The sequence below is a fragment of the Corynebacterium nasorum genome (assembly GCF_030229765.1).
GTDB lineage: Bacteria > Actinomycetota > Actinomycetes > Mycobacteriales > Mycobacteriaceae > Corynebacterium > Corynebacterium kefirresidentii.
This window is the reverse complement of the sequence record NZ_JASPGY010000003.1, coordinates 268,781-286,235: the sequence shown is the minus strand read 5'-3', so window position 1 is coordinate 286,235 and position 17,455 is coordinate 268,781. Positions and strand designations below refer to the sequence as shown.

Sequence of the window (17,455 nt, the reverse complement as noted above, 5' to 3'; positions counted from 1 at the left end):
AAAGGACACTAATCATGCACGCACTTACTAAGTATCCCCAGCTCATCCGCAATGACGAGGGGATGAGCACCATCGAATATGCCATGGGCTCTCTAGCAGCAGCGGCGCTTGCCGGGGTGCTCTACATGGTCATCAACGGCGGCGGCGTGGTGGATGCCATCGAAGGCATCATAACCGACGCCCTCTCTAATACCCCCAGCTAGCAGCTCTACGTAACCCCAGCCGGCGGGACCATTCCCGCCGGCAGAAAGGAGGAATAATGCACAAGGTATTTGATGACGATGGCTCCGTGACCATCGAGGCCGCCTTAGCTTTAAGCTCCCTAGTCTTGGTCGCGGCGGGAATCGTGGGTGCTATTGCCACGCTGGCATCCTATATCGCCGCTGTGGACATGGCGGGTGCGGCCGCGCGTGCGCATGCCATCGGCGTCGAATACCACCCCGCGCGCGAAGATGCCCAAGTCAGCGTGGAGGAAAGCGGGGGGCTGGTGAAGGCGTCGGTAAGCGTGGAAGCCCCCATCGGCACCATGCGCTCCGAGGCAGTCTTTCCCGCCGAGGTGGGCGGAAATGAGTAAGCCGCAACGCTGGGGCGAGGAAGGCTATGCCACCATCGCTGCGGCCGGCATCATTGTCGCCATCGTGAGCCTGCTGCTTATCGTGGCGGCGGTGGGCTCGCGCGTAGCCGCACGCCACGAGGCGCAAGTGGCCGCCGACCTCGCTGCGGTCGCTGGCGCCTGGGCACTTGCTACTGGCGAGGATGCCTGCACCGCCGCGGGCGATACCGCCGCCCTGAATGGCGCCACCCTAGAAACCTGCACCGAATCCGGTCGCGACGTCATCGTCACCGCGGCAGTGCGCGGCCGCTCTACCCAGGCCAAGGCCGGGCCGGTGTGAGCCAGCGGAAGGAGGCAGCGCGGCTAGCCCTGCGTCATGGTGACCAGCGCGCCGAGTAGCTTGATAGCACCATCTTTGCTGAGCGGATTATTTCCGTTGCCGCACTTCGGTGATTGCACGCACGACGGGCAACCGGATTCGCAAGGACACGAGCGCACCGCCTCGAAGGTGGCCTCTATCCATTCGGGGAAGCGGCGGAAGCCTTCTTCAGCAAAGCCGGCACCGCCCGGATGGCCGTCATAGACAAAAACGGTGGGCATCTGCGTATCGGGGTGCAGCGCGGTGGATACGCCGCCGATATCCCAGCGGTCGCAGGTGGCGATAAGCGGCAGTAAGCCGATGGCGGCGTGCTCGGCCGCGTGTAGGGTGCCGGGCGTATCGGAGGCCGTCACGCCCATGGCGGAAAGTGCCAGCGGATCGATGGTATAGGCCACGGCTCGGGTAACCAGGCGCTGTTCGGGGAGATCGAGGGGGATGTCGTCACCAATGGTGCCATCGGCAAGCCGCACTTGGTAACCGGTGACGAGATCGGTGACCTCTACCTCCACGTCGGCTACCCACAGGCCCGGGGAATAATTGACCAGGTTATCGGCCTCGCGCAGGATGCGGATATCCGTGGTGGAGCGCGGGGTCGTCGAATAATCCGGGGCCTCGGGGCGGGCGAGCGCCAGGTAATCGCTGAGGATGAGTTCCTCGATGACAAAACTTTCGCCTTGGTGCAGGTACACCGCGCCGGGGTGCACCTGGCTGGTGGCGCGAGCGGCATCGATGGTGCCGAGCAGGCGGCCGTCGGAAGAATCCACGATCATCACTTCCTCGCCTGACCCGCCGCGCAAGGAAACGGCGGTATGCGCCGTCTCCGGGGAGAGTTCCTCCGGCGAGTGGGCAGGAATGGGTACGGCGAACCACCCGCGCTCGCGGTGGCGCAGCAGGCCAGACTCGGCCAGCTGATGGACCACGTCCTGGGCTCCCCAGGCAGCAATCGTGGCATCATCCAGTGGTTTTTCTACCGCAGCGCAGTAGACATGGCCGAAGAGGATATAGGGATTGGCCGGGTTGAATACGCTGGCCTCCACCGGCTTGCCCAGCAGCGCCTCGGGATGGTGGACCAGATAGGTATCCATCGGCTCATCGCGGGCGATGAGTACTACGAGCGAGCCCTGCCCGCGGCGGCCGGCGCGCCCGGCCTGCTGCCAAAAACTGGCGACGGTCCCCGGGAAGCCGGCCGTGACCACGGCATCGAGCCCACCGACGTCGATGCCCAGCTCGAGCGCGGAGGTGGTGGCGACGCCGAGCAAGGAGGCGTCGTCAAGCGCGCGCTCTAATGCACGGCGGTCCTCGGCCAGGTAACCCGCGCGGTAGGCGGCGATGCGCTGGGCAAAATCGGGCCGGCCCAAACTACCGGAGAGCACCTCGGCCGCACGCATGGCCACCACCTCGGCCGAGCGGCGCGAACGCACGAAGGTCATGGTGCGTGCACCCTCGGCGATGAAAGAGGCCATCATCTCGGCCGCTTCGGTGGTGGCGGCGCGGCGCACCGGCGCCCCGTGCTCACCCTCGGCGCCCTCGATGAAGCCTGGCTCCCACAGGGCTACGGTGCGCGCACCGGTGGGGGCGGTGTCCTCCGTAATTGCGCGGGCCGGCCGGCCGGTGAGGCGCTGTGCATGCCGGCCCGGGTCCTTCATGGTGGCCGAGGCATAGATAACCGTCGGCCGCGAGCCATAGTGCGCGCACAAGCGCAGCAGCCGCCGCAACACGAGCGCCACATTGGCGCCGAATACGCCCCGGTAGGAATGGCATTCATCGATGACGATGAATTCCAGGTGCCGCAGCAGCCGCGCCCACCGGGCATGCGCCGCCAGCAGGGACATATGCACCATATCCGGGTTGGAAAAAATGAACCGCGAGTGATCGCGCACACCCGCGCGGGATTCCTGTGGCGTATCGCCGTCATAGGGCGCGGGCACCACGGTCTTGAGCGCCGGAATCCCCCGGCACAGCTCCAGCACCGCCTGCAGCTGATCCGAACCCAGCGCCTTAGTGGGGGTGAGATACAGCGCGCAAGCGGTAGGCTCCTGCGCCAGCCGGCTCAAAATGGGCAGCTGGTAGCCCAGGGATTTTCCCGAAGAAGTGCCGGTAGCAATCACCGCATCCTCGCCTTCCCAGGCGGCCTGTGCGAGTTCAGCCTGGTGCCGATACAGCTTGCCGACGCCCCCTTCTACCAGCTTCTTCCGCAACTGCGGCAATACCCACTCCGGCCACTGCGCATACTGGGCGCGCTGAGGGGGCAGGGTGGTGTGAAAGGTGAGAGTGGACTCATCGAGGCGGCGCTGGATGAATTCGAGGAGCTCTGTTCCCAGGGGATTATCTGTTTCCGGGTGAGACAATTTTTACCCCCTCGTGGGTTTGGTCTATCGCTTTGGCGTGGAACGTGTCACACTGATATAAGGCCAATGATGTCTTGGTGCGGTGTTTACACTTTAAGGTACTGCTAAAGGACGCATTTACCGAACCCCCTTGGTGCGGAATCGCTGCACCGATAAGCAAGAAAAGGACTGCACACCATGGCACAAGGAACCGTTAAGTGGTTTAACTCTGAAAAGGGCTACGGCTTTATCGAGCGCGCGGATGGCGCCGGCGATATCTTCGTCCACTACTCCGAGATTCAGGGCAGCGGTTTTCGCACCCTAGAGGAAAACCAGCAGGTTACCTTCGAGGTAGGCACCGGGCCGAAGGGCGATCAGGCTCAGTCCGTGTCCGTCATCTAGGCGGCCTGTTCTCCCCGCTACGGCGTCTCGGCGTAGCCGCGGCGGGTATCCCACCACTCGGTGAACTTATTCTGCAGCTTCTGCAGGCCCACGCCGATGATGATGGCTGCGATGATGCTGACCACCACGGCGAGTACTGGCGAATTAGAAAAGGCCATGCCGCCGAGATAACCAATGGCCAGCGCCTCGCCAGCCCAGAGGGCGACGCCGATGGTGTCGAAGAAAACAAAGACGATCCATGGGAACCTCATGGACCCCAGCAGGATGGTCATAAACAAGCGTGCTGAAGGGATGAAGCGGGCGATAATAATGGCGGCCCCTCCGCCGCGGCGCATATTTCGCTTGACCCAGTTCAGCCCTTCGTAGGCCTTAGATCCCTTTGGCACGCGCTTAAGCAAGGGCATAAACCGCGTGCCTAGCAGGAAACAGAGATTATCGCCCATCATGGCGGCGATGAGCGCCACGAAAAACATGGTGGGCAGGTGGGGGAAGCCCTGCGAGCCGGACCAGGCGCCGGCCATATTGAGCGGGATTTCTGACGGCAGGACGGGGAAGAAGCAGTCACCAAAGATCAGCGCGGCGACCAGCGGGTAGATCCACTCTGTGGACATGACGGTTTCGATCCACATAGTGATTGTGTCGACCATGAATCCTCCCCGGGTGTCGGCTTAGGTGTGCTATCGTGCCCCACAATGCTTTCACAGTTACTGGGCATTCTAAGTAGGCCAGTATAGACCCGTTCCGTGGGGGTACATAGTGCCCCTGAAAACGGCCTTTTGGCAGAACCGCGTATATGGTGCGAGAAAGGAAACACAGATCAACTGTGTACGCTAGGGGCGATTGCTGAAAGCGTGCATACCTTATTGTTCGCATCATCGAAAGGGATGAAGTCGAAGTGGCAGAAGCAGCCGGGCCGGGAAAGACCTTGGTGATCGTCGAGTCGGCGACGAAGGCGAAGAAGATTCAGCCTTACCTCGGAGATAAGTACATCGTGGAGGCCTCCGTAGGCCACATCCGCGATCTTCCCCGCGGCGCTGCGGACGTACCGGCTAAGTATAAGAAGGAATCCTGGGCGCGCCTTGGCGTGAACCCAGAGGACGACTTCGCCCCGCTATATGTGGTGAGCCCCGATAAGAAGAAGAAAGTCGCGGACCTAAAATCCAAGCTGAAGCAGTGCGATCAGCTCTACCTCGCGACAGACCCCGACCGCGAGGGCGAGGCCATCGCCTGGCACCTGCTTGAGGTCTTAAAGCCCAAGGTTCCGGTGCGCCGCATGGTGTTCAACGAGATCACCAAATCGGCCATCCTGGAAGCTGCGGATAATACGCGCGATCTGGATTACAACCTTATCGACGCCCAGGAAACCCGCCGCATCCTGGACCGCCTCTACGGCTACGAGGTCTCCCCAGTGCTGTGGAAGAAGGTCATGCCGCGGCTTTCTGCAGGCCGCGTGCAGTCGGTGGCTACCCGCGTCATCGTCGAGCGCGAGCGCGAGCGCATGGCGTTCATCCCCGCGGATTATTGGGATCTAGCCGCCACGCTAGATACCGGCGCTGCGGATGCGGATAATCCCGCTACGTTCGACGCCCGCCTCACAGCCGTCAATAGCAAGCGCGTGGCCCTGGGCCGCGACTTTGATGACCACGGAAACGTGAAGAGCAAAGACGTCATCGTCATCACCGAGCCGCAGGCCAAGGCGCTAGAAACCGCACTGAGCGGCGCGGACATGCAGGTCGCTGGTGTCGAGCACAAGCCTTATACGCGCAAGCCTTATGCGCCGTTTATGACCTCTACGCTGCAGCAGGAGGCCGGCCGCCGCCTGCACTTTACCTCCGAGCGCACCATGCGCATTGCGCAGCGCCTGTACGAAAACGGCCACATTACTTATATGCGTACTGACTCCACTTCGCTGTCCAAGCAGGGCCTATCAGCTGCGCGCAACTCCGCCACCAGCATCTATGGCGCAGAGTACGTTTCTGATTCCCCGCGTGTTTATGACCGCAAGGTGAAAAACTCCCAGGAGGCTCACGAGGCGATTCGCCCAGCCGGCGAGTCCTTCGCCACCCCGGGCCAGCTCTCCGGTCAATTGGACGCGGAGGAGTTTAAGCTCTATGACCTGATTTGGAAGCGCACCGTCGCCTCCCAGATGGCCGATGTCAAGGGAACCTCCATGAAGGTCACCGTGGCCGGCACCGCCACCACGGATAATGGCAGCTATGACGTGGAATTCTCCGCCACCGGCCGCACCATTACCTTCCCGGGCTTCCTGAAGGCCTATGGCGCAGATGACGCCAAGGGTGACAAGAAGGGCGAGACCCACCTGCCACATTTGGAAGAGGGTCGCGCCCTGAACGCCAAGGAGGTCTCCGCCGAGGGCCACTCCACCAACCCGCCGGCGCGCTATACCGAGGCCAGCTTGGTCAAGAAAATGGAGGACTTGGGTATCGGCCGCCCGTCCACGTATGCGTCCATTATCAAGACCATCCAGGACCGCGGCTATGTGGTCTCGCGCGGCAATGCGCTGGTGCCATCGTGGGTTGCCTTTGCCGTCGTGGGACTGTTGGAGGAGAACTTCACCGAGCTGGTCGACTATGACTTCACCTCTTCTATGGAGGATGAGCTGGACCAGATTGCTACCGGTATCGAGGACGGCACCGCCTGGCTCAATGGCTTTTATTTCGGCAACGCCGAGGCCAACGAGCAAAAGGCGGCCTCCATTGCCCGCCACGGTGGCTTGAAATCGCTTATCGACGTCAACCTAGAAGCCATCGATGCCCGCAAGGTCAACTCCCTGCGCCTTTACACCGATACCGAGGGCCGCGATGTCTTCGTCCGTGTGGGCCGCTATGGCCCGTATATCGAGCGCGCCGTCGGCACCAATGACGACGGCAGCATCGAGTACCAGCGCGCCAACCTCTCTGAAACCGTCACTCCGGACGGCTTGAACGAGGAGCTGGCGGAAAAGCTCTTTGCCACCCCACAGGGCGGCCGCGAACTGGGTGAAAACCCGGCAAATGGGCGCATGATTGTGGCTAAGGAGGGCCGCTTCGGCCCGTATGTCACCGAGGTTGTCCGCGATGATGAGCGGGAGAAGGCCGAGGGTGAGGCCGAAGAGGTCGTCGCCAAGGAGCGGGCCGAGGAAGACAAGCAACGCGCCGAGGAAGGCAAGCGCGCCAAGAATTGGGAGACCAAGACGGCCGCAAAGCAGAAGGAAAAGCGCGTCAAGGAGTACATCGAGAATAAGCTGAAGCCGGGTACGGCCTCGCTGTTTAGCTCGATGGAGCCCTCTACGGTGACCCTCGAAGAAGCCCTCCAGCTGCTGTCCCTGCCGCGCGAGGTGGGCGAGGACGACGGCGTGATGATCACCGCCCAAAATGGCCGCTACGGCCCGTACTTGAAGAAGGGGACCGATTCGCGCTCTTTGGCCAAGGAAGAGCAGATCTTCACCATCACCTTGGACGAGGCCCGCCGCATCTATGCCGAGCCGAAGCGTCGCGGCCGCGCCGCGGCCCAGCCGCCGATCAAGCAGCTGGGCGATAATGACGTCTCCGGCAAGCCCATGACCGTCAAGGATGGCCGCTTCGGCCCGTACGTCACCGACGGCACCACCAACGCCTCCCTGCGCCGCGGCGATGACCCGGAGCAGCTTACCGACGCCCGTGCGAACGAGCTCCTCTCCGAGCGCCGCGCCAAGGAAGCTTCCGGCGAGACCAAGAAGAAGTCCTCTAAGAAGACGACCAAGAAGAAGGCGACTAAGAAGGCCACCAAAAAGTCCACGAAGAAGGCCGGCAAGAAGGCAACCAAGAAACCATCGCCCGGCACGAAGAACGTGGTAAAGGCCGGCTCGCGCAAGAAATAACCGCGTAAGGTAGCGGGCATGAACGATTTTCTTGCCCGCACCCAGGAAGGCGCTGCGGCCCTGCGGCGCGCCGTATCCGATATCAGCGCACAGCCGCAGCTTATCGCCTTGGTCCGCGAAGACCCCGCCGTTGGCGCCGGTATCCTAGCCGGGGTCATCGCCCAAGTGGAAAAGGCCCGCACCCTGACTCGTCCTTCGGCGCTGGGCGTGGCGGCTTTAACGGCGAACCACGCCGCCTATGCCTGGAGCCTGTATCGCCGCGGCGCGCGCAACGATGCCCTGGGCTGGGGCCTGCGCGCGGCCGCATGGGGTGCGGGCGTTGCCGCTACCCGTAGCCAGCCGACGTCCGCCGCAGTGGCAGTGGGTGGCGCGGCCGTGCTTGCCACCTCGGCGCTGGCGGGCGACCCAGTGCTGCGCACCGACGCCGGCAAGGGCATGAGTCACGGCGCTAATGTGCTCGTCGCGGCCGAGGCGCTAACCGCCTTGCGTGCGGCGCTGAAGCAGCGCAAGCACAAGGCGCGGCTAGTGTGCACGGCCGAAACCGGCGCCCTAGTTATCGGCCATCTGCTGCTGATTGACGGCCTTCACCGCACCCGGTAACTGCGGCTGCATCGTCGGACCATAGGAAAGGCGGCGGTGCACCGCCTCGAAGGGGCCGCGGCGGTCGAAGGCTTCCAGCACGCAGGCGAAGATGAGAGTGGCCAACCACACCGCGAAGGCCATCGCCGCTTGGCCGAAGGCGCCCAGCTCGTGACCGAAGTTCAGCATAAACGGGTGCACGAGGCAGAAAAAGAGGATGGACTGCCCCACATAGCCGCTCATGGAGCGCTTGCCCAGCGCCGCAAAGGGCCATAATACTGCGGGCAGCGGTGCGCCGGCCGCGAGTCGCTCCTGCTCTGGCTGCAGCACCAACGCGAGTCCGGCTAGGATGCCGGGGCCAGTGAAGACGCCGAGGAAAGAGTTGGCATTATTGGCCGCATTCGCCCAGCGCTGCTCGATGACCCCAAGCGTGCTCAAAGACCACAAGGTACCGATAACCACGGTAATGACCACAGCGACGGCGACCCAGCGCAGGAGGATGGGGCGGTGAGAAGGGACGTCGGCAAGCACGCCTTGGCGCGCCCACACAAAGCCCACCAGCATGACGGGCAGGTACATCAGCAAAATGATCGGCGTGGCCAAGGCCTGGCTGCCTAGGGTGACAAGCTGGCTGAGCAGCAAATCGGGGTAGGACTCGATGGTGCCGATGCCCTCCGTGGCCACCACGCCGAGGGGATCCAGCGCGCCGGAAATGAAGGCCACAATCCCGCCCAGCGCGCACAGTGCGAATAGAATATAGGCCACGCGCATGAGGGAGGAATCCCTCTTGCGCAGCAGGAATGCAATCACGATTCCGGCCACGCCATAGAAGAACATGATGTCGCCCCAAAACAGCAGCACCATGTGCACCGCGCCCATCACGGCCAAGAAGGCATAGCGCTTGGCGATGACCCTGCGCGCCCCCTGCACCGGAAAACCGCGCCGCCACAGGCTCAGCGCGATGAGCCCCACGCCAAAACCCAGCAGGGTGGAAAACATAGGCAGGCCGCGGTTGTGGACAAAGAAGGCGGCGAAGACGACGGTCGCTTTATCCCACGCGCTGCCATCGATAATGCCGCCGAAATAACTTGCTGGCCGGTCGGTGGTGATGATCCACGCCGTGGTCATATTGGCCATAGCGATGCCTAGAAGGGCCATGCCGCGCGCCACATCGGGCACGATCATGCGGGGCCGGGGAGCTGAGCTCACTTAAAAACCTCGTTATACCTCGGAACGTTCTGCCAGGGTAGCGCGGATAGGGCGAGCCAGCTGGGTCATGCGGTGGCGACCGCGCAGCTCAATGGATTTCATCATAGTCCAGCGGGCCTGCTCGGCCTCGTTAGCGGTTTTGAGCGTGGCGGCGTTGGTCAATACTTGGCCCGGGGTGTCCTTGGCCAGCTCGGTCAGGCGCGCGGCCTCGTTGACGGCATCACCGATGACGGTATATTCAAAGCGATCGGCACCGCCGATATGCCCGGCGACAACGTGCCCCGCGGCCACGCCGATGCCGGCTTGCAACTCGAGTCCGCGCAATTCACTGCGCAGCTCGCGGGCGGCCTGCAGGGCCATGGAGGTGGAATCATAAACGTTGAGGGGAGCGCCAAAAACAGCGAGGGCTGCATCGCCCTGGAATTTATTGATAATTCCTTTATTGCGGTGTACCACCTTGACGACGTGCTCGAAGAACTTATTGAGCTCCTCCACAACTTCTTCGGGGGAGTGGTTAACGGCAAACGTGGTGGAACCGATGACGTCAATAAAAAGCACCGCTACTTTGCGGTCCTCTCCGCCTAATTCTGGGCGTTCCTCCAGCGCACGTTGGGCCACCTCGCTGCCGACGTAGCGGCCGAAAATATCGCGCACGCGGTTGCGCTCCCGCAGGCCGCGCATCATTTCATTGAAACCGGCTTGCAGCACGCCTAGCTCGGATCCGTCATAGATATCGACCTCGGCATTGGTCTCACCGCGGCGCACCCGATTGATGGCGTTCTGTAGCTCCACAATCGGGTCTACGACGCTCATCACCGCAAAGCTGGTGCCGATAAAACCGGTAGCCAGAGCGGTAAGCGCCAAGGCGGTAATGGCGGGAACAAGATCGCCGGCGGTTCCAGGGAAAAGCCCGGTGAGCTGGGCAATCAGCGCCAGAAGGATGCCGATGAGCGGCACCCCGGAAGTCATCAGCCAGGTGGATATCAGGCGGTATTTGATGGGTGGCTCGAGCGTAGAATCCTCAAAGCGCCGCGCCACCGCCTGGGCGGCAACTGGGCGCACGAGGCGCTCTGCCTGCAGGTAGGTCAGGATGATAACCACCAAGCCGGCCAAGGTAGCGGATACGCCTACGACAAGCCCCAAGCGGCCGGATTCGCGCCCGGAAATGACCACGGCCAAAATGATGCCGATGAGCCATACCGCGGCCGCCACTGCGGACTGGTAGACGGGGATGCGCAGCACCAGGTTGCGCACCATATTTGGATCGTGCTCGTCCGGGTTGCGCTGCCAGTCCAGCACCGGGCGGAAGAGCAGCAGGGTAACGGCAATTCCGATAATCACGGCGAAGATGAGGTACACCGCGGCGACACCCATCAAGCTCGGCAGCTCGGCGGCAAAGTCCTCGATTTCCGGCATGGGAAGGAAATAGAGAACGAATGTCATGATCGCGATGGCGCCGATGAGGTTCGCACCGAGGACTAAGGCAGCGTAGACCGGCCATTGGGTTCCCATGAGCCATCGTGCGCCGCGCAATAGTCTGTTCATGTCTTCATACTTTAGTAAGACCAGTAGGCTAGGGCGAGTGAATACCGGAAGCGTTGCGCAAAGATTGGCAGATACCCCAGGCGTGGCCCGCACCATCCTGGATGCCGCTCGGGCAGCTCGGGGGATGCCGGGGGCAGACCCGCGGGCAATGAGCCATTCCTGGCTATTTACCGGCCCGCCGGGCTCCGGCCGATCCCTGGCCGCCCTCGATTTTGCTGCCGCACTCATGTGCACGGACCCGGAAGAGCCGGGCTGCGGCCGGTGCGAGGCCTGCCAGGCGGTGCTGGATGCGAAGCAGCATACTGACTTGGTGCTGGTGGACCCGCAGGAAGTCATCATTCCGGTGGATACGGTGCGCGAGGTCATCGGCCGCGCCGCGAGCCTGCCCACGGTGGCGCCCTGGCGCGTAGTGATCTTCAACAATGCCGACCGCCTCAATAATAACGGTGCGAATGCCCTGCTCAAGACCGTGGAAGAACCGCCGGCGCGCACAGTGATCATCATGTGCGCTCCTTCCGACGCCCCCGAGGACTTCTCCCAGACCCTCCGCTCGCGCTGCCGCCACCTCTACATTCCTTCCCCGTCCGTAGAGAGCATTACCGCCCAGCTGGTCAGCGAGGGCGCCTCGGATCACGACGCCCACTTGGCCGCCCTCACCTCCCTCCGCCACGTCGGCAGGGCGCGACGCCTCGTCAACGACCCGGCGGTACAAAAGCGCCGCGCGGTGGCCATCAACCTGGCAGAAGAGGTCTTCCACGGCTCCCAAGGCTTCCAGGCGGTCACCTCGCTGCTGAAATTGGTCGATTCGGAAGCGAAGGAATCGCATAAGGAACAAGAAGAAGCCGAACTGGCGAAGCTGGAGCAGACCCTCGGCGTAGGTGCGAAGGGCAAAGGCGCGGCTAAAGCGCAGCGCGATGCCCGATCCGCCATTAAGGATCTGCAGGACCAACACAAGAAGCGAGCGAAACGCCGAGTTATCGACAACTTGGACTTAGTTCTTATCGATCTCTCCGGTGTGTACCGCGATGCGCTCATGCAGAAAGTTGGCGCGCAGGTGGACCTGACCCACCCGGACTTCGCCGGTCTTTCTGGCGAGCTAGCGCAACGCGTGAGTGAGGAAGGTCTGCTGGACTGCCAGGCCGCCATCACGTTGTGCCGCGAGCAGCTCACACAAAACGTCGGCACGCAGATTGCCTTCGACGGGTTGGTGGGCCGACTGCGTCGCGCGTGCCTATAAGCGGGTGCGTAGTCGGGGCCGATTTCTATTCCGCGGCGCCCCTAGGTTAAACTTTCTCTTGCTGCACTGGCATATGCCAAGCAGCGTGCCGCCTTAGCTCAGTCGGTAGAGCATTTCACTCGTAATGAAAAGGTCGCGAGTTCGATTCTCGCAGGCGGCTCCACAAAAGATACCCCTTCACCTGCAATAACGGTGAAAGGGTATCTTTGAGTTTTATGCCGCTTCGCTCTCCGTGGCTACATTTTGGCTACGTACGTAGAGAGCTTGAAGCGATTGGGCGACATCGTCGAGCGCATCAGGAAACAGGTCGGAGTAAACATCGAGCGTCACGGCTGCGCTCTCGTGGCCCAGGAGGCGTTGCACAGCTTTAACGGACGCACCAGAGGCAATTGCCATGCTGGCGCAAGTGTGGCGTAGAGCGTGGGGGCGAATCTCTGGCAAGCCGTATTCGGTTTGTGCCTTCTCTAGGCCAGGAATAAACACCCGTTTCCGGTAGTTGTTGGTCTGCAGTCGCGCTCCTCCTGGGGACGTGAATAGCGGGGCGTTGTTCGCACGGTTGGCTACTAGTTCTCCGAGCTGTTTGCTTAGGAACTCAGGTACGGGAACTTGGCGCGTCTCGTAGGTCTTAGTCGGGCCGATAACACCGGGACCTTTAACTGCCTTCGTAACGCTTAGCCGATTGTTGCGTGGGAGCCAGTCCGCAACGTCCAGGGCTGCTAGTTCGGAAATTCGGAGTCCACAATAAGCCAGCGTGTAAATCAAGGTCTGATATTGCCCCTCGGGCATAGCTTCGGCTAAGTGGGAGACCTGTACAGGGGTGAGAAATTGGCGTTCTGAAACAACGTCCCGCTTAACCTTCACATTAACTACCGGGTTGGTGGGGATAAGCCGCCCCTCCACGGCGGTGTCGAGCACCGAGCGCAGAATATGGAGCGCTCGCTGGATAGTGTCGCGCTTCTTTCCCTGGTCCTGGAGCTCTGACACCCACTTTCTGACCTCGGGTGTGGTGATGCGCGAGACCGGCCAAGACCCCCAGCGGGGTTTTACGTGGACGTTCCAGGCAGATGCGTTCGAAGCTTGAGTTCGATGGGCCAATACAGACTGGCTTGGCAGCCAGAGCTGGTAGACCTCGGAAACAGGGGTTCGACCAGCAGCGGGGTGGATAAACGTACCGTCGAGCTTAGAAGCTTCAAGTTGGTCTGCGAACCGTTGTGCGTCGCGCTTGGTCTTGAAGCCACGCTTCCGGGTCAGTTTACGGTCTGGTGTGCGGTATTGGACCTGCCACTTCTTCGAGCCATTGGCTAACTCGTACTGACTGACAGACGCCATTAACGCACCCGTTCATCTTCTGTGAGGTGCCCAGCTGCTACTGCACTTTGTAACCAGCGTCGAACTGTAGGTTTCGAAACTCCTAGCTCCTTGGCTAGGACAGTCGTTGGCGTGGTGCCCTGGATGCGTAGCAGTCGATAGGCGGTACCCAGTTCCTTCAAGTGGGTCTCATGGTCGTTTTTGATTGCTTCATACCAGGCAGGCAGGAGGGGGAGTGCTGCCTGCCCCTCGTAAACGATGTATCCCGTAATCATGGATTGCAAACGGCTAAGTGGAACCTGTACTAGCTCGGCTTGTTGCAGCGGTGGAGAACCAGGGCGCTGGCGAATATCTAGGCGGGTCGTGACGTAGCGTCCTCCTTGGGGCTCTAGGGTTGCTTGGAAATCAAAGGGCAACGGAGGGGGATAATAACGGATGGTGTAATCGGGGTCGCCTTCTATAAAGCTGCGGAGTTTCTCCTGCTCGGCTTCTCCGACGGTTATAAGAACAATCTGGGCTGGACCGTAAAGCGGTCCTGCCACCTGCACTAAGTCGCTCCCAGGAATTAGCGGGTCATAAGTCATACGCTCAATCTTTACACTTCTGAGCACGTTTTTCCAGTCCAGAGCGTGAGCGCTTCATTTGTTGCCCGTTCACGGGTGTGGTTTGATTGAAAGTGAGCGGGCCAGAAGTAAGCCGCTCAAACCAGATTGAAAGGAGAGTCTGTGGAAAACCTGTTGACGGTCGAGGACCTAATGCAGCGGTACCCAGGAACTACCCGTAGCGCTTGGGCTAACCGGCGTTACAACGGCACCGGACCCCGGTTTCTCAAGCTCGGGCGACGTGTCATGTACCGAATCTCGGACGTAGTGGCCTGGGAAGAAGAGAACAGTTTCACTTGCACCAACGAATACGAGGATGTCGCTTAAGGTGAGCGGCCGAAAATGACTTTCAGCGGAGGACGACTCCTCTACTGACTGTCTCCAAATACGACTAAAGCCCCGCCAAAAAGGCGAGGCTCTACCCGAAAGGATCTTTCTAATGACCATTAAAACATGCGGTGCCACTGCTGGACAAGCGGCTGCAGCGGTGGAGGAATACATCGCTGAAACTATCGAGCGGCGCGTGTTCAAGGAGCACAAGCCAAACGACGGCCTGCACCTACACCTAAACTGGCAGGCTCAGTCGCCTGAGAACCCGATGTTCCCTGTAATGGTACTTGCCGAACACTTCGACTCTGCGGTTGGTGGCTTGTTGACCTACGACCTGGAGAGCAGCCGGTTCTTCATTAACCTGTTTAAGGAGGGGAAGTACTGGCTGGAGGAAGAGGAAGTATTCATCTGCTGCTACAACCTGCTGTGGACGAGCTACTACCTGGACAACGGCCAGAAGCGAGCAGCCGACCCGAATATCTCTCGGGTAACCGAGGTCGTGACGGCTCTAAAAGCACTGCGTGTGAAGACCGAACGCTAGAGGAGGACGCGCTAAAGATGACTGAATCTAACGCTGATAACTGTTGGGGTGTCTACGAGCGGGTGGCCAAGCGCATGAAAGACGAAAGTTCGAATACAGACATGGTGTTCGCACCTTCGCCTGAACACCCGGTAAAGGCCGCTCGTTGGGCGCAGGGCCGACTAGAGGGGTGTGGAGTATTCGTGAGCTATGACCACACCAGCGACCGGTTCCGAACGATAACTGACGCGGGTCTGAGGTGGATCTTTACCCAGGAGCTAATCGACTGCCTGTATTTGCTCTTCGAGGATGTTAACTATATCGGTTTAGACCAGGTGCGCTTGGTCGAAGAGGAGTCCGAGCGGTGGCTACCTGACCGGCGGAAGATAGGGGAGGTTGTTGAGGCTCTTAAAGCAGTTTCTTCCCGCGCCCCCTCGTTGATGGGTTAATCAACCATTCATATAAATGAACGCCCCACCTGTTCCCTAGGTGGGGCGTCCTTTGATTAAGGAGCTTTAATGCCTAAAATTTCTAAACCCGATTTTACCAGGGAGAACAACCCGAAACAACCTCGTTCCATGCTGGAACTGGCCCTTTGGTATGCCTCCGAAGGTGTAGCGGTGTTCCCACTAAAACCTAAGGGTAAAACTCCACTTATTGGAGCTTGGCAAAAGAACGCGACGCGCGACGAGACGCAGATTCGCTCCTGGTGGGAGCAACACCCTAACGCCAACATCGGCGGTCACCCGCGGGATAACCAAGTAGTTCTCGATGTGGACGGAGTGGACCACGGGGGAGACGACGGCTTCGAGTCTGTGGAAGGCTACGACCTGCCGGAGACCTTCAAGTGCTACACCGGTAGCGGTGGTGAGCACCACTGGTTCACGCTGCCCGACGACAACGAGGAATACACGACCACCCAGGCCGGAGCGTTGCCTGGTGTGGACCTGCGCGGCGCGAAGGGCTACGTCGTGCTGCCAGGGTCGATTCACCCGAACGGCAAGCCGTACAAACTGGACGTTGACGGCCAGGCGGTGGACCCTCACACCCTGGACGAGCTGCCTAGTCTCCGTGGTATCTCCGTGGCTCCCGGCTGGCTTCTCGACCTTTGCCGGGGCACTAGTACCGACGAGCCTACGAAAGACCGCGGGAAGGCCACGGAAGGTATCTTCCGGGCGTCTCTTCGGGCAGGCCTGCTCGACAGGTTTAAGGACGAGGCACGGGTAGGCACCCGAAATAACACTCTCTTCCGCTATGTCTGCGAGGCTCGACGCCAAGGCCTCGACATGGAGCAAGACTGGCTAGCAGTTGGGCAGGAGGTCGGGCTAACCAGCGGCGAGGTCCAAGCCACATTGAGTTCTGCTGCCCTGGCGGAACCGATGGGAACCAGTCACCTGGAGCGCGAGATTGCCCGCGAGTTGGAGCGCCTGCAGGTACGCGAGGAGGCTAAACGCCGGTTGCAGGAGCAAAAGAACCCTGTGGATTTCGCAAGCGTGCCGCGCCTGACGCTGGGCGAGCTGCTGGAGCGTGACCTTGGCGAAGAACAATACGTCGTGGACCAGCTCTGGCCCGAAGGCGGAAAGGTGCTGTTCGCCGCGCCGCCGAAGGCGGGCAAGTCTACGCTGGTCGGGAACCTAATCCGGTGCCTGGCTGATGGTGGTAAATACCTCGACCGGTTCGACGTTGCCCAGGTGGAGCGCGTCGCGCTGGTGGATACCGAGCTGTCCTATCGTATCTTGCAGAGCTGGCTACGCGACCAGGAGATTCAGAACCCTGACCGCGTCGAGCTGTACCCGCTGATTGGCCAGGCTGGAAGCTTCGACCTTATGAGTGACGCCAAGCTGGACGCCTGGGCGGAGGCCCTGAAGGACGTAGACGTGCTGTTCCTGGACGTGTTGTCGCCGGTATTCACGGCTATGGGCGTGGACGAGAACACCGAGACCGGGCCGTTCTTGGACCGATTGACCGAGCTGAAGCGGAAGGCGAACATCGGTGCTCTAATGGTCGTTCATCACACGGGACACGAGGGGACACGCGCCCGAGGGGACAGCCGCCTGATGGGCTGGTCGGACGCTAACTGGGTGCTGCGCCCGGTATCTCCTGGCCAGCCGGATAGCGTGCGCCTGTTGCAAGTCACGGGCCGAGATGCCGCGCTGGCTGAGACGCCGCTGAAGTACGAGAACCGGCGCTACTCCATCGCGTCCGAGGAGGAGCTGGCACAGGAGCGACTGGCCCAAGCCGCCCAGGAACAACTCGAAGCCGAACGCAAGAAACGGGCCGAGTACGACGAGCGCAAGGAGACTTGGGACAAGCGCATTCAAGACCTGCTGGCCTACGAACGAGAGCAGGGCGGGGGCTTCTCCTGGTCTCGCAACAAGGTTAGGAAGGTGGCGCGGTGTGGCGCTGATGTGGCGGCACAGCTGAAGACGGCGCTGGAATCGGGCAATTATGAATTTCCGTATGCACCGCCGAGGGAGCTAAAGAGCGTCCCTCGCGTAACGCGAGAACAGGGTGGACTACCGGACTGGACTGGTAGTCCGGGGGGTCCAGTCCACCAGTCCGCCTAGTCTCCGAAATGGACCGGACTACCGGACTGGACTACCAG

At 61.2% G+C, this 17,455-nt stretch carries 16 protein-coding genes and 1 tRNA gene; 11 read left to right on the top strand and 6 right to left on the bottom strand.

The genetic code is table 11. From position 1 onward, the window contains the following. Nucleotides 1-14 precede the first annotated feature (14 nt). From QP904_RS04800 to QP904_RS04790, 3 genes are read left to right on the top strand one after another with little or no spacing between them, the layout of a single operon-like run. Nucleotides 15-203 carry a DUF4244 domain-containing protein gene (locus QP904_RS04800; RefSeq protein WP_023020425.1) on the top strand — a complete coding sequence of 63 codons (189 nt, stop codon included), beginning with the start codon at nucleotides 15-17 and terminating at the stop codon, nucleotides 201-203. 56 nt (nucleotides 204-259) lie between these two features. Continuing rightward, nucleotides 260-574 (top strand): hypothetical protein, encoded by a 315-nt coding sequence (locus tag QP904_RS04795; protein WP_023020426.1) that lies wholly within the window; start codon nucleotides 260-262, stop codon nucleotides 572-574. Next, on the top strand, nucleotides 567-893 hold the full coding sequence (locus QP904_RS04790) for an Rv3654c family TadE-like protein (RefSeq protein ID WP_023020427.1): 327 nt from the start codon (nucleotides 567-569) through the stop codon (nucleotides 891-893). The genes QP904_RS04795 and QP904_RS04790 overlap by 8 nt, the downstream gene beginning before the upstream one ends. 23 nt (nucleotides 894-916) lie before the next feature. On the opposite strand, the gene sftH is transcribed toward QP904_RS04790, so the two are convergent. Beyond that, on the bottom strand, nucleotides 917-3,280 hold the full coding sequence (gene sftH / locus QP904_RS04785) for a DNA 3'-5' helicase SftH (RefSeq protein ID WP_284835631.1): 2,364 nt from the start codon (nucleotides 3,278-3,280) through the stop codon (nucleotides 917-919). 177 nt (nucleotides 3,281-3,457) lie between these two features. Here sftH and QP904_RS04780 point away from each other — a divergent pair, with 177 nt between their 5' ends. After that, nucleotides 3,458-3,661: a cold-shock protein gene (locus tag QP904_RS04780; RefSeq protein WP_086588724.1), complete on the top strand. Its 204-nt coding sequence runs from the start codon at nucleotides 3,458-3,460 to the stop codon at nucleotides 3,659-3,661. A 17-nt stretch (nucleotides 3,662-3,678) separates the two neighbouring features. On the opposite strand, the gene QP904_RS04775 is transcribed toward QP904_RS04780, so the two are convergent. Further along, nucleotides 3,679-4,308: a DedA family protein gene (locus QP904_RS04775; RefSeq protein ID WP_023020430.1), complete on the bottom strand. Its 630-nt coding sequence runs from the start codon at nucleotides 4,306-4,308 to the stop codon at nucleotides 3,679-3,681. A 248-nt stretch (nucleotides 4,309-4,556) separates the two neighbouring features. Between QP904_RS04775 and topA the strand changes: the two genes are divergently transcribed. Both topA and QP904_RS04765 read left to right on the top strand, forming a co-directional pair. Then, a complete protein-coding gene (gene topA, locus QP904_RS04770) occupies nucleotides 4,557-7,520 on the top strand; it encodes a type I DNA topoisomerase (protein WP_284835630.1) in 2,964 nt (987 codons plus the stop codon). A gap of 18 nt (nucleotides 7,521-7,538) precedes the next feature. After that, a complete protein-coding gene (locus QP904_RS04765) occupies nucleotides 7,539-8,120 on the top strand; it encodes a hypothetical protein (protein ID WP_284835629.1) in 582 nt (193 codons plus the stop codon). Here the strand turns inward: QP904_RS04765 and QP904_RS04760 are convergent. Together QP904_RS04760 and QP904_RS04755 are read right to left on the bottom strand one after the other, a co-directional pair. Then, nucleotides 8,070-9,308 carry a DUF418 domain-containing protein gene (locus tag QP904_RS04760; protein WP_284835628.1) on the bottom strand — a complete coding sequence of 413 codons (1,239 nt, stop codon included), beginning with the start codon at nucleotides 9,306-9,308 and terminating at the stop codon, nucleotides 8,070-8,072. The two genes, QP904_RS04765 and QP904_RS04760, sit on opposite strands and share 51 nt — an antisense overlap. Nucleotides 9,309-9,320: 12 nt before the next feature. After that, nucleotides 9,321-10,853, bottom strand: a complete 1,533-nt coding sequence (locus QP904_RS04755; RefSeq protein ID WP_284835627.1) for an adenylate/guanylate cyclase domain-containing protein — start codon at nucleotides 10,851-10,853, stop codon at nucleotides 9,321-9,323. A gap of 37 nt (nucleotides 10,854-10,890) precedes the next feature. Here QP904_RS04755 and QP904_RS04750 point away from each other — a divergent pair, with 37 nt between their 5' ends. Continuing rightward, nucleotides 10,891-12,090, top strand: coding sequence for a DNA polymerase III subunit delta' (locus QP904_RS04750; protein ID WP_396130028.1), 1,200 nt, complete (start codon nucleotides 10,891-10,893; stop codon nucleotides 12,088-12,090). Between the two features lie 87 nt (nucleotides 12,091-12,177). Further along, nucleotides 12,178-12,253, top strand: a tRNA-Thr gene (locus QP904_RS04745). 50 nt (nucleotides 12,254-12,303) lie between these two features. Here the strand turns inward: QP904_RS04745 and QP904_RS04740 are convergent. Both QP904_RS04740 and QP904_RS04735 read right to left on the bottom strand, forming a co-directional pair. Continuing rightward, nucleotides 12,304-13,419: a site-specific integrase gene (locus QP904_RS04740; RefSeq protein WP_284835626.1), complete on the bottom strand. Its 1,116-nt coding sequence runs from the start codon at nucleotides 13,417-13,419 to the stop codon at nucleotides 12,304-12,306. Then, on the bottom strand, nucleotides 13,419-13,940 hold the full coding sequence (locus QP904_RS04735; RefSeq protein WP_284835625.1) for a hypothetical protein: 522 nt from the start codon (nucleotides 13,938-13,940) through the stop codon (nucleotides 13,419-13,421). The genes QP904_RS04740 and QP904_RS04735 overlap by 1 nt, the downstream gene beginning before the upstream one ends. A 499-nt stretch (nucleotides 13,941-14,439) precedes the next feature. Between QP904_RS04735 and QP904_RS04730 the strand changes: the two genes are divergently transcribed. The 3 genes from QP904_RS04730 to QP904_RS04720 all read left to right on the top strand — a co-directional run bounded on the left by QP904_RS04730 (nucleotide 14,440) and on the right by QP904_RS04720 (nucleotide 17,417). After that, nucleotides 14,440-14,871: a hypothetical protein gene (locus tag QP904_RS04730; protein WP_284835624.1), complete on the top strand. Its 432-nt coding sequence runs from the start codon at nucleotides 14,440-14,442 to the stop codon at nucleotides 14,869-14,871. 17 nt (nucleotides 14,872-14,888) lie between these two features. Then, the gene (locus QP904_RS04725; protein ID WP_284835623.1) at nucleotides 14,889-15,299 is read left to right on the top strand and encodes a hypothetical protein; all 411 of its coding nucleotides are present in this window, start codon (nucleotides 14,889-14,891) and stop codon (nucleotides 15,297-15,299) included. A gap of 69 nt (nucleotides 15,300-15,368) precedes the next feature. Further along, the gene (locus QP904_RS04720; RefSeq protein WP_349018595.1) at nucleotides 15,369-17,417 is read left to right on the top strand and encodes a bifunctional DNA primase/polymerase; all 2,049 of its coding nucleotides are present in this window, start codon (nucleotides 15,369-15,371) and stop codon (nucleotides 17,415-17,417) included. The last annotated feature ends 38 nt before the right edge of the window (nucleotides 17,418-17,455 follow it).

Bases quoted from the DNA above. Each gene is read 5' to 3' on its own strand.
- QP904_RS04800 (WP_023020425.1), top strand. From the start codon at position 15: ATGCACGCACTTACTAAGTATCCCCAGCTCATCCGCAATGACGAGGGG.
- QP904_RS04795 (WP_023020426.1), top strand. From the start codon at position 260: ATGCACAAGGTATTTGATGACGATGGCTCCGTGACCATCGAGGCCGCC.
- QP904_RS04790 (WP_023020427.1), top strand. From the start codon at position 567: ATGAGTAAGCCGCAACGCTGGGGCGAGGAAGGCTATGCCACCATCGCT.
- QP904_RS04780 (WP_086588724.1), top strand. From the start codon at position 3,458: ATGGCACAAGGAACCGTTAAGTGGTTTAACTCTGAAAAGGGCTACGGC.
- QP904_RS04775 (WP_023020430.1), bottom strand. From the start codon at position 4,308: ATGGTCGACACAATCACTATGTGGATCGAAACCGTCATGTCCACAGAG.
- QP904_RS04765 (WP_284835629.1), top strand. From the start codon at position 7,539: ATGAACGATTTTCTTGCCCGCACCCAGGAAGGCGCTGCGGCCCTGCGG.
- QP904_RS04755 (WP_284835627.1), bottom strand. From the start codon at position 10,853: ATGAACAGACTATTGCGCGGCGCACGATGGCTCATGGGAACCCAATGG.
- QP904_RS04740 (WP_284835626.1), bottom strand. From the start codon at position 13,419: ATGGCGTCTGTCAGTCAGTACGAGTTAGCCAATGGCTCGAAGAAGTGG.
- QP904_RS04730 (WP_284835624.1), top strand. From the start codon at position 14,440: ATGACCATTAAAACATGCGGTGCCACTGCTGGACAAGCGGCTGCAGCG.
- QP904_RS04725 (WP_284835623.1), top strand. From the start codon at position 14,889: ATGACTGAATCTAACGCTGATAACTGTTGGGGTGTCTACGAGCGGGTG.
- QP904_RS04720 (WP_349018595.1), top strand. From the start codon at position 15,369: ATGCCTAAAATTTCTAAACCCGATTTTACCAGGGAGAACAACCCGAAA.